10 protein-coding genes are annotated in these 12,504 nt (G+C 29.1%); 7 read left to right on the top strand and 3 right to left on the bottom strand.

Going from position 1 to position 12,504, the window contains the following annotated elements:
- Positions 1 to 94 precede the first annotated feature (94 nt).
- From lgt to VS182_RS01035, 6 genes are all read left to right on the top strand, one after another.
- Positions 95 to 1,123: a prolipoprotein diacylglyceryl transferase gene (lgt, locus tag VS182_RS01060; protein ID WP_479484703.1), complete on the top strand. Its 1,029-nt coding sequence runs from the start codon at positions 95 to 97 to the stop codon at positions 1,121 to 1,123.
- Between the two features lie 63 nt (positions 1,124 to 1,186).
- Entirely contained in the window at positions 1,187 to 4,246 is a 3,060-nt protein-coding gene (locus VS182_RS01055; protein WP_479492633.1) for an efflux RND transporter permease subunit, read from the top strand.
- A gap of 122 nt (positions 4,247 to 4,368) precedes the next feature.
- Complete coding sequence (gene rapZ / locus VS182_RS01050; protein ID WP_479484701.1) at positions 4,369 to 5,280, top strand: RNase adapter RapZ; 912 nt, start codon at positions 4,369 to 4,371, stop codon at positions 5,278 to 5,280.
- Between the two features lie 9 nt (positions 5,281 to 5,289).
- Positions 5,290 to 6,303: a gluconeogenesis factor YvcK family protein gene (locus tag VS182_RS01045; RefSeq protein WP_479484700.1), complete on the top strand. Its 1,014-nt coding sequence runs from the start codon at positions 5,290 to 5,292 to the stop codon at positions 6,301 to 6,303.
- A 45-nt stretch (positions 6,304 to 6,348) separates the two neighbouring features.
- A complete protein-coding gene (gene whiA / locus VS182_RS01040; protein WP_479484699.1) occupies positions 6,349 to 7,284 on the top strand; it encodes a DNA-binding protein WhiA in 936 nt (311 codons plus the stop codon).
- A gap of 13 nt (positions 7,285 to 7,297) precedes the next feature.
- Positions 7,298 to 7,552: an HPr family phosphocarrier protein gene (locus VS182_RS01035; protein ID WP_479484698.1), complete on the top strand. Its 255-nt coding sequence runs from the start codon at positions 7,298 to 7,300 to the stop codon at positions 7,550 to 7,552.
- Between the two features lie 85 nt (positions 7,553 to 7,637).
- Here VS182_RS01035 and VS182_RS01030 read toward each other — a convergent pair whose 3' ends face one another.
- From VS182_RS01030 to VS182_RS01020, 3 genes are all read right to left on the bottom strand, one after another.
- Positions 7,638 to 7,892, bottom strand: a complete 255-nt coding sequence (locus VS182_RS01030; RefSeq protein WP_479484697.1) for an AbrB/MazE/SpoVT family DNA-binding domain-containing protein — start codon at positions 7,890 to 7,892, stop codon at positions 7,638 to 7,640.
- A 1,608-nt stretch (positions 7,893 to 9,500) separates the two neighbouring features.
- Positions 9,501 to 9,722, bottom strand: a complete 222-nt coding sequence (locus VS182_RS01025) for a transposase family protein (protein ID WP_479492632.1) — start codon at positions 9,720 to 9,722, stop codon at positions 9,501 to 9,503.
- Positions 9,723 to 10,009: 287 nt separating this feature from the next.
- Positions 10,010 to 10,330, bottom strand: a complete 321-nt coding sequence (locus VS182_RS01020; protein ID WP_479484696.1) for a hypothetical protein — start codon at positions 10,328 to 10,330, stop codon at positions 10,010 to 10,012.
- A gap of 1,204 nt (positions 10,331 to 11,534) precedes the next feature.
- On the opposite strand from VS182_RS01020, the gene VS182_RS01015 reads away from it, so the two are divergent.
- The gene (locus VS182_RS01015; protein ID WP_479492631.1) at positions 11,535 to 12,239 is read left to right on the top strand and encodes a hypothetical protein; all 705 of its coding nucleotides are present in this window, start codon (positions 11,535 to 11,537) and stop codon (positions 12,237 to 12,239) included.
- The last annotated feature ends 265 nt before the right edge of the window (positions 12,240 to 12,504 follow it).

The following is a 12,504-nucleotide window of genomic DNA, read 5'->3' as shown; positions in this document are numbered from 1 at the left end:
CTGATTTTTTTGATATTTTTGCTTTATTAGTTTTTATATACATATAATTACATTTTGAGGTTAATATTTATATATGAAGGAGTGTTTGGATTTTATGCATGTTATTGATCCGGTTTTGTTTGATTTTGGTTTTTTTGCTATACGCGCCTATTCCTTAACAATGCTTTGTGCTGTTTTTGTAGGCGCTATTATTTTCTTATCGCGTGTTAAATATTATAACGTCGATTTTGATACTGTTTTTATGATTATGGTTATGGTTATACCTATTTCAGCGATAGGTGCTCGTTTGTATGATGTTTTGTTTTCTTTGGACGAATATCAAGGAAGGTTATTGGCCATCATCGGGATTAATATAACAGATGAGGGTGGTATACGTTTTGGTATTAACGGTTTAGCAATTCATGGCGCCGTTTTTACGGCTTTTATAGCTTCGTTTTTACTTTTCCGTAAATATAAATTGCCTGTTTTATTTTTGTTTGATTTGGTTGTTCCATCTTTTTTGATCGCCCAATTTATCGGACGTTGGGGTAATTTTTTTAATCAAGAAACATATGGTGGTGAAGTTAGTCGTTCTTTTTTAGAAAATATTGGATTATCTGAATGGATTATCGATCAGATGTATATCGATGGTGCATATCATCATCCGACTTTTCTTTATGAAGGTATTTGGAATTTAATCGGTTTTTTTGTATTACTGTTTGCTTATCGTTTAAAAAATATTTTTAAACAAGGTGAAATTTTCTTTTCGTATTTTATTTGGTATGCTGTCGGACGTTTTTACATTGACGGGCTAAGGGAGGATAGTTTTTTAACTGAGAAGTGGGGATGGATTAAGGGTACTATAGATACATTTTGGGAACCTTTTGGTAAATTTATGGATGTGTTACCATTAGGAGGTTCACTCGTACGCATTCCTCAGTTAGTTAGTTTATTTATGGTTATTTTCGCTATACTTATGTGGTCTTACAGGCGTTATAAAGGGTTGGCGCAACCATTAATTACGGCTATAAAGGCTACAAATTCTAGTTATGGAAACGGTCCTTTACCACCGCCAGAACCTGCACAAGTTAGAAGTATGGCTATTAATTTAGATAAAAAGAAAGAACGGGTAAATAAAAAATAATATCAATAATTTATTGTATATAGGATTCATGGGTTTTAACGTTTTTTAGAGAGGGTATGATAAATGAATACTTTTATTCGTTTTTCTATAAGGAATTTAACACTGGTTCTTACGATGACTTTTTTACTTATTCTAGGTGGTATTTATGCTATATGGAATATGTCAAAAGAACTTATGCCTGATATTCGCTTTCCTGTATTACAGGTTTTTTCTTCATATCCTGGTGCTTCAATTTCTGACGTTGATAGCAAGGTTACAGTTCCAATGGAAAAAGTTTTGCAAGGTATCGAGGGTGTAGATGTTATTACGTCTATATCTTCAGAAAATATTTCTGTGTTGAAGTTAGATTTATTAGATAATGCTGATACAACGAAAGTTCAACAAGTTATTGAGGATAGATTGAAAAGTGTATCTTTGCCTAAAGAGGCTAGTACACCTAGTGTTAAATCAGTTGGTTTTAGCACGATACCTTTGACACATTTTGCGGTTTTGCCTAAAAATGATAACGTTACAGACGAAGAGTTATCTTTTTGGGTAGATAAGATATTGCTGCCTAAAATTAATAACGTATCCGGAATTTATTCTGTTAAAAAGTATGATAAAAAAACACCTGTGATCAAAATAAGTTTTAAACCGGAAAAATTGGCTGCTGAAAATATATCTTATGAAAATATCCAAAAGACACTTATTAAAATGAACTTTGTATTACCTGCAGGTAATTTGGTTGCTGATGGTAATATTTTACCGGTTTATTTTGAAAATAAATTAAGTACTTTAGATGATTTGCAGAAACTGGCTATACCTACGGCTATGGGTAAATCATTGAAATTAGAGGATATTGCTAATATCCGCGAAGTTGAACCTGAAGAGCAATTAATTGTTAAAACAAATGGCAAAAGATCGGTAAATTTACAGATTACCTTGGGTGAAAAAGCTAGTATTACAGAAGTTGGTAAAGAATTACGTGATATTTTTACTGATTTACAAAATGAGTATGAAAAATTTCAGATAAAGAATTTATTTGATTATTCGCTTCAGGTTGAAAAATCTATTAGCACGATGCGTAATGAAGGTATCTTGGGATCTTTGTTTGCTGCTTTGATTGTATTTTTGTTCTTACGCAATATACGTATGACCGTTATATCAATTATCTCCATTCCTTTAGCTGTTCTATTCACTTTTCTTCTTGTATGGACACAAGGTGTAACGATGAATGTTATGACTTTAGGAGGTATAGCTGTTGCTGTAGGTAGGGTTGTCGATGATAGCATTGTTGTTATCGAAAATATATATCGACGGATAAGGAAAACAGGGTATTGCAACGAAGAACTTGTGTTAGATGCAACGAAAGAAGTATCCAATGCCGTTATTACGTCTACGTTGACCACGGTGGCTGTTTTTATACCACTTGGTTTGATACAAGATATTGTAGGTAAAATTTTCTTTCCATTTGCGCTCACTGTTACGTTTGCTTTGTTAACGTCTCTTTTAGTTTCTTTAACTTTGGTACCTGCTTTAGCATTACGTTTTCTGAAGCATTTACCACAGCAGAAGAATGTTAAACCATTACCTTGGAGGGGCATGAATAATGCGTATCGTAAGAGTTTAGCGTTTGTTTTAAAGTATCCTAAACGCATTTTAACAGCTTCTTTTTCTTTATTGTTAGCTAGTTGTTTTACTTGGTATTATCTAGGATCCAGTTTTTTGCCTACCGATAAGGATAAGGGTATGCATATCAGAGTTAAAGTTCCTGTCGGTACTAGTGTGCAAAAACTAACTGATTTAGCTGATAAAGTAGGCGAGGTTGTTAATCGTATTGATGGTGTTTCGACGGTATCATCGATTATCGATAACTCACAGGAAGCTAAGCTTACTTCAAGTATGATGGGTGAGTCTACAAACGATAGTGCGCGCATTTTAGTTAATTTAAAAGATGATGCATCTGTTAATGATCTTTTATCTAGAACGCGTCAAGAGTTAAAAGTTTTTACCGATGTGGCAGATATTAATGTGAGTGAATTAAAAGGCTTAGGACCACCGTCTAACGTTTTAGAAATTATTACACGTGGTAATAATTTAGATGATGTGCGAAAAGTTGCCCAGGATATTGTTACTGATTTAAGATATAATGTAGATAATTTAGTGAATGTTCAACATAATTTGTCTGCGAACCAGAAAAAATTAATGATTAGTATTGACAGTGAAAAAGCGGCAAAATATGGCTTAATAGCTAGTCAAATTTATCCTCAAATACGCGCTTTTCTATCTCCGATTCGTATGGATGAGTTAGTTGATGATGGTGTTAAAAAGGATATTTTTATCGAAATAGATCGTAGTGAGAATGATTTTGATCCTAAAAGTTTAAAAAGTTTATCGGTCGTTGATCCTAAAGGTAAAAAAGTTGTACTTTCAGATATTGCTGAATTGTATTTGGCAGATGATCCAATAACTATTCAACGTGAAAACAGTATACCTTCGGTTAAAATTATGGGTAACGTGACTAGTAAGGATACGAAGGCTGTACAAAATAATATTAAGGAAAGGTTAGAAACTTTAAAGCAAGGATTTCCGAAAGATGTAGATTGGCGTATTACTGGTGATACACAGAAAATGAATCGAAGTTTTAAAACATTAGGTATTGCTATGATTATAGCGGTTTTCTTAGTATATTTTGTCATGGTCGTGGCTTTTGGCACCATGATAGTACCTTTTACAATTTTATTTTCCTTACCGTATGCTATTATCGGTGCTTTAATTGGTCTATGGATTGCAGATCAGCCTATAAGCGTCTCGGCAATGATTGGGTTTCTGATGCTAATAGGTATTGTTGTTACGAATGCTATTGTCTTGATTGATCGTGTAATAAAATTACAGGAACAAGGCTTGGAATTAAGAGATGCTATTTTAGAAGCTGCACAAACGCGTTTTCGGCCTATTATTATGACTGCTTTAGCTACGATTTGTGCTTTAATCCCCTTGTCGCTAGGTTTTGGTGAAGGAACTTTAATTTCCCGTGGCTTGGCTGTAACAGTAGTAGGTGGATTGACTTCTTCGACTTTATTGACGTTGTTTGTGGTACCTATTATCTATACTTTGCTTGATAAGTTTAAAAAGAAAAGCTAAAAATATAAAACGCTTGCAAAATTAATAAGACCCTTAATTAGGGTCTTATTAATTTTAAATCACTTTAATTTTATAATTCATGTTTCTGGTTTTAGTAGTATTTAATATGGAGGTATATAATTATGTGTATTGGCAATGATAGCGGAGAATGTGAGCATACAGATTTGAAATTGATTATTTTAACAGGGATGTCTGGTGCTGGGAAAACGTTAGCTATTCAAAATTTAGAGGATTTGGGTTATTTTTGTATAGATAATCTGCCACCTATTTTATTATCGTCTTTTATTGAACTCTTAGAAAAATCAGAAGCCAAAATTATCAAAGTAGCTATTGTTGTGGATTTACGCGGCCAAGCTTTTTTTGACATTTTATTATCTGTATTATCTAGATTAAATGACCTACCAGGTGTAAATTATTGCTTATTATATCTAGATGCTTCTGATATGTCCCTTATTCAACGCTATAAAGAAACGCGTAGGTTGCATCCTTTATCATCTGATGGTTCTATTATCGATGGTATTAAGAAAGAGAGAGATCTATTAAAGGAAGTTCGTGAAAATTCGCATTATATAATTGATACTAGTTATTTTCGGCCTATGGATTTGAAAAAAGCGATTATTTTTTACTTTACAAGGTCTGATCAAATTGTGTTTTTTGTCACTTTCTTATCTTTTGGTTTTAAATATGGCTTGCCCTTAGAAGCTGATTTAATTTTCGATGTGCGTTTTTTAGATAATCCATATTATATTGATGATTTACGTCCTTTAACAGGTTGTGATTTACCAGTATCACAATATGTTTTGCAAAATGAGATTACACAGAAATTTTTGAACCACTTGCAATCATTATTAAGTTTTTTGATACCATGTTATGAAAAGGAAGGTAAAAAACAACTTGTCGTGGCCATTGGTTGTACAGGAGGGCGCCATCGATCTGTTGTTGTAGCCAATGCTTTAAAAGACTATTTTAAAATTGATGTACAATTGCTTGCTCGCGAGTACCGTGTTCGACATCGTGATGTGCGAAAGGGGTAATATTTCCCCATGACAAATTTGTTATATACTTTAGATAATTTTATACTGCCTCAACCTTTAAATGTAGTTTGTATTGGTGGTGGTACAGGTTTACCTAATTTATTGCGCGGTTTAAAGAAATATCCGGTTTCTATCACTGCTATTGTTACTATGTCAGATGATGGAGGTAGCTCAGGACGTTTGCGCACCGATCTACAGATGCCGCCACCTGGTGATATTAGAAATGTTTTGTTATCCTTAGCGGATACAGAATCTTTATTAGCTCAGGTTTTTCAACATCGTTTTAAAACAGGTAAAGAGTTAGCTGGTCATACCTTAGGTAATCTGATGCTTGCTGCCATGTGTGAAATAACTGGGAGCTTTACAAGTGCTGTACAGGCAATTAGTCGTGTTTTGGCGGTTAGAGGGCGTGTGTTACCTGCAAGTGAAGAAGGTGCTACATTGATTGCGGAATTTATTGATGGTTCAATAATAGAAGGTGAATCCAATATTCCTCATACAAATAAACGTATTAAGCGTGTTTTTCTGCGAGAACCTATTCCTTTACCTGTAAACGAAGCTATTAGGTCTTTGGAAATGGCTGATGTCATTGTTATTGGTCCAGGTAGTTTGTACACTTCCCTTTTACCACCTATCCTTGTACCTGGAATTATGAAAGCATTCTGTTCTTCGAAAGCTTGTCGTGTCTATGTATGTAATGTTATGACACAAAGAGGCGAAACGGATAATTTTACTGTTGGTGACCATGTTAAAGTTTTACATAATCATCTCGGTAAAGATTGTATTGATGTGGTTATTATCAACGATGGTTTTCCTGATCACACAATCCGTGAAAGATATGCTCGTTTTTATCAACGCATGGTTCGTATTGATCGTGCTCGTCTTAAAGGTATGGGTTGTTCTATTATTATCGATAATTTATTGATGGATTGTTCTTATATACGGCATAATGCTGATTTAGTTAGCAAACATATCATTTGTGTTGCTTTGGCTAATTTAATGGCTAATTTGTATCAATCGTGATCACTTATATAGATAAAAGATGGATCATTGTAAAAGGAGGTCTTTATGGAATCTTTTTCTTCTATTACTAAAAAAGAAGTTTTGAGAAATGACCTTCATCGACCATGTTGCCAGAACGCTTTTTTAGGGGCATTTATCAATATGAGTGGTTATATTCATAGTTATCATACTGGTTTTTCTTTGCAACTAGTTACGGAACATGCGGCGATTGCCCGATATTTGTTTAAGCTAATTAAAAATCGGTATAATCAAATTCCAAGAATTCTTATTCATAAAAAAAAATGTTTGCGTAAGAATCGTGTATACATTTTAGAATTGAAAAGTAAATTTTTAAAAATCTTACTTGATTTAGGTATTATAAACAAAGAATATAGAACAATTATTGACATAGATAAATATTCTGTCCCAGAAAAATGTTGCTGTAAATCATACTTAAAAGGTGCTTTCTTAGCTAGTGGGTCTATAAGTAATCCCCGGAGTAGTTCTTATCATCTAGAAATGATCACGGCATATCCAGAACAAAGACATGTTTTATGTAAAATAATGAATATTTTTTTTCTTCAACCCAAACAATTAAAGCGTAAAAGAGGTACGATTATTTATTTAAAAGATAGTGAACAAATAGGTGATTTTTTAGGTATAATAGGGGCACATGTTGCGCTATTATTTTTTGCTAATGTTCGTATCATGAAAGAAACACGTAATTCGATTAACAGGATTGTCAATTGTGAAACAGCTAACATAAATAAAACAGTAGCTGCTTCTATGCGTCAGATAAATAATATAACAAAGATAGCACAAGCAGGAGGATTACAAAAATTACCCACTTGTTTACAAGAGATAGCTAGATTACGTTGTAAACATCCTGAATTAAGTTTAGAAGAAATAGGTAAATTATTCCCTGGAGGTCAAGTTAGCAAATCGGCTGTTAATCATCGTTTAAGGCGTTTAGAATCCATCGCTAACAGTTTATCTAACTAGTGGGGGACCTTTTGTGATTGAAAAAAAAATTACGATTTCGTCTACAAGATTTTTACATGGTCGGGATGCTTTAGCTTTATTAAACATAGTTCATAAATTTGCCTCAAAAATTAACATTAAGACATCGAGTGATAAAATCATTGATGTACATAATTTATTAGACGTTATTATTTTTTTTGCTAGCAATAACGATAACTTTATTATTAAAATTTATGGACCAGATGAACAAAATGCTTTAAAAGCTTTGGAAGCTGTATTTTCTTCATAAATGATGGGAGATTCTTAAATATATAATAAATATAAAAAAGCAAACTATGCGTTAACATAGTTTGCTTTTATCCATAATTTATTAGTTATTGATTTATTATATTATACATTTCATTAATGCAAGCTTTGCTTATAATCTTGTTTTTATATCTGATAGTTTCCTTTATTTCACCTGTAAACATACAAGCAAACTCATACTTTTTCAAGATTATTTTTTCTTCATCCACGTAAATTTCCAAAGCATCTTTTTCGCTAATGGATAGTGTACGTCGCAATTCAATGGGTATGACAACTCTTCCCAATTCATCGACTTTGCGCACGATACCAGTGGATTTTAGCATACTGATCGAAAGCCTCCTTTAGATATATTTAAATATATTAATTATGATTTCTTTTAATTCTATAATAAATAAACTTTATAAAAAGAATCTTAATAAAAAAAGGGGATATAAAAATGCAGTGTTTAAAAAGATAAAAATACAAAAATTATAGAAAAACCAATGAAATATCTCAGCCTCTTTTATTAATTTGGGAATAATGAAAAATGTTTTAATTTAGTATTTTTTGATTATTTTATAAAAATTGGTCAATTTATATAATTTAAGGCCAAAATTCCAATTGTAATTTATACATTTTTGTAATTGAGTATTAAAAATTAACACCAGAAAGTATCATACCAAGCATTTCCATATACGTCAACTACTAATTATTTTTTATATACTAGACATTTTGAGAAGGTATAATACAGGCTATTTCATTCAATTGTTGCTATTTTAATGTAATTATTAAAATTTATTTATCATTATCAATTTTCATGTCCATTCATCTGTGTGTATAAATAATAATCCGGCGATTATATAATATTAATATTTTTTATATAATAATTATTTTAATTGATAGTTTTTAATGCTTTATGTCGAATAAAATTAAAAAATTTCATATGATTTCATTAGAGTTTTTTAATTTTTGAAAAACATTTTTATTTAATAACTTTTTTTAATAAATACATAGTATAATGAATATAAATTTTAACTTTAGCATAAAAGGGGTTATCAAAATAACAAATACAGATTTTATATACATAAACAAGGTATATTATAAAATATAATCATTAGATGACAAGTGATTTAAAATAGCCTAAGGAATGATGATAACAACATTTTTTATTTAGCTGATGCGATTAAATTATGTTCTAAAAAAAGACTGATGTAGCTTATTAGTACAGGTAATTTGTTTTTATTATTATTTTAAAAAAAATATAAAAAATTCAAAATAATATTTTTAGATATATTTACTCATATGCATAAACGCTAATATTTTTATTATTAAAATACTAGTTATATATTAATGATAATTTTAAATCTTACCAAAATTATATAAAATATTTTCATTTATTTATAATATTAAAATAGGATTTAACATTTAAAACAGAAGATTAAATATTTATATTTAAAGTTAAAAAAGATCCTTAAAGTATGAAATATATATAAATCGAATTATTAAATTATAATTAATTTATTCATAATATATTTATGTATAAAATAATATTCTTAATAATAGTTGGGAGAGTTAAAAAATATATTTAAAGGACTTATCTGAAATAAGCCGATTAGTAATTATCTAATTTAAACCCAAAAATAGCTATGATCATAGCTATTTTTGGGTTTAAATTAGATTCTTAACACGGGTTTGTAGACAAGATCGAAGAATCATTTTACATGCAAAAAAATGTAAATTATTAATCCAAATAATAAAATGTTATTGTATTTCCTAAGTTTACAATATATTATATTTTAAGATTTTACAAAAAAAAATAGACATTCCCCTTAGGTATTTAGATTTAATAATAACTAAAATTATGTTAATCTCGCCTAGCTGATTCTTTTCACGAATTGTCTTAATTTTTTAATTTTTATTTTTGGATTTTATATAGATTTTTTCAATTTATCTCAAGATAAATCATGATTGTATATTGCCTCGGTTAGATCAAATTGCTGCGATAAATTTTTAAGTTTATTACGATATCTATTATCAATGAGCTTGAATATTCTGAGCCATTTTATAACTCTTTCTACTAAGGATCTTTCTTTGGATAAAATATGGGTATAGTCTTTTTCTTCTTTGCTTAAAACATTGTATTTGCTTTTTTTATACGGTATGATTGAATACAAATGATATTGTTGTAGGTCTTTAAAACCTAAATCGCCTACCAGCGTTGCGCTTTCTGATAATTTTATATGTGATTTTTTTTAAAGATTAAAATCATGTACACTACCAGGAGCTTAATTTGTAAAATAAATCTTGACAGTTTTAGAGCAAATTAAAATTAATGATTTCTTACTTGTTTGTTTTTTACTTCCATATAAATAGGGTTTGTAATTTACTTTAGGACGTTGAATTCATATTTCTGTATCATCTATAATGAATCTGCCATATGTTAAGTTAGGTAAATGTTTTTTCATATTTTGAGGATTTTTTTATTAAGTACTTTTGTTGCGATAGCTTGTACCTTTTTTATAGTTTTAGTAACATTACTTCTAGTAACAGCGAAATTTTGTGCAATACTTCTATAAGTGCGACCAAAGAAAAAATTATGAAAAAACAACAATACTTGATTTGCCGGGTCAAGTATTGTTGGTCTTCCACAGTTTTTATTGGTTTTCAAGTCATGTTTTCCCACACTTTCTACTACAATTAAAAAGGTTATTTTACCAACACCTAAAGCGGATATAAATTCCTTGCCAGTTAATTTTGCTATTTTTGCATATTTCCATAACATATCCCTTTCTAATATTAGAGATAGTTATTTGCCCTTTTCTTTTAGTTTTAAATTTCATATCTTAATGAAATCCCAAAACTAGTAATAATGTATATAATATTTGTTATTTTATTCAGATGATTATAAAAATACAGCTTATAAATAAGAACAGATATTGAAATTTTATTTTTTAATAAATTTTTAAATATACCAATAAATAACAATTATTGGTATTAATTGCCTGTAATGTATTTAAGCACAAGTCCAACGCGAAAATAAAGTATATCTATTTTTAGCAATTTTTCTTATATAATAATTTTATAAATCCTTTATATTAGAAAAATTGCTATTAATAAAATTAATAATTATACAAAAGATACAATTTTTAGCTAAAAAATATTATTTAAAACAAAAAATACGAGTAAGTAATAAAAAATATACAACCATAAGATCTTTGCTTGTAATTTGTGCTGAAAAATATTTAATTAGTTACACGAAGGTTACATCTGCCATTGTACATGATTTTATCTTTTTTTAAAGATTTGCATATTCCATTGTTATCAGAAGTTGCGACTTCGCTTGCTAATTTAGTTGTTCAGTGATTATAAAAGATATTTTTGTACATTACTATATACGAGAAGCAATGCTAATGATTTGACTAAAGGAACTCGGGAACTAAAATAAAATAATGAAAAATATTTTAGAAAAATATCACGTTATAGAAGGATTTATTTTTTAATTAAAAAGTAAGATTATTTCTAATATATATCGTAATAATTCAACAAAATTCTCAGAACAATTTAATATTTACTATTTTAAATTTGCACTTGTCTTTAGAATAATTCCGAAAAAGTTAAAGAAGATACAAAAGTAAGCTAAATAAATATAAAATAAAAAAAATATGATAATTTATATTCATACCCGATAGATGTATTTCGCGGTTTTTATTTTTTATAAATAAAAAAACATTAAATTAAACTTATTATTAAAATCACTACAAACAAAATTTTAATTTTTTTATATTTAAATTATATTAATGAAATTTAAAACAAAGAATAGGCATTATCGTAGCTTTTAGTATATTCTATTAGGTGTTTAAACTTCCTTTCCTTCCTTTCCTTTGTTTTAATGACAAGTCTAATAAAATTCCTTGACAAAATTTCTTTATTGCACCTATAATATAAAGGTGATTAGAATTAATTAAATCATAAAGGGGTAAAAATAAATGTTCCAAAAAATTAAAAATTCCTTTTATATTTTGAGTGTTTTGTCTTTGTTTTCTACAACGATAGTATTTGGTTCAAGTGTAGCAACATCCAAAAAAGATAACCAACCCCCAAAATATGACGTTAATAAAAGAAATGATCAAAAAAATCGAAAAAGTTTACAAATAGACCACGGAGCATTTTTTATAGAAGAACTTACACAAGCCCTTAATAAAGTGTCCTATGAATTGCATAAGTCAGAAAAAAAGTTCCGGGACCTTGGGCGCATAACACATCCTTTTGAGTTAATTTTAGACATGGAATATTACAATAGACTCGAACCATCAGCAAAAGGATATACTAAAAATAAGTATAAAAAAATACAAAAAGAATATGAAGAATTTAAAATAGAATTATCACATGAAATTAGAAGATCAAAAAATCGTGCTCTTAAGGTATTGGATAATTTACCATTTAGTAAAAAAACCATTAAGTCATTAAAATCTTTATACTTAAAATCGCTGAATAAAGCGAATACTAAACAAAAAAATAAAATTCTAAGCAATAATTTTATTGTTAGTTTCAGAAAAAATATCAAAGTACCTGGTGAATTCAGGGAACGTGCAGGATGGGATCCTTCGAGATCAGATGAATTAGTACTCAAAACAACGAAATTACCGCCTGATGATTCTCTATATAATGAATTATATAGAAACATGAATTGAGCATTATTTATTTTGATTTAGCTAATCATGCTGGATTTTCAAAAAAAAACAGGGGCATAATTCTTTATTTTTAAAAATTAACTTAAAAATTTTATTAGAATCTAAGTTTTAAAATTATTTTTTTATACAAAAAATAATTCTTATTTCCAAGGCAATTTCATCATGAATCTTCTATATTGCCTTGAAATAAGAATTTATGCATTTGTATTTTTATGATAAATCAAATTATGTAAGCTATTTATAGTATCATAATTAATATCAATTT

This window comes from Pasteuria ramosa (genome assembly GCF_056496785.1).
This window is presented reverse-complemented; position numbering and strand designations above follow the sequence as displayed.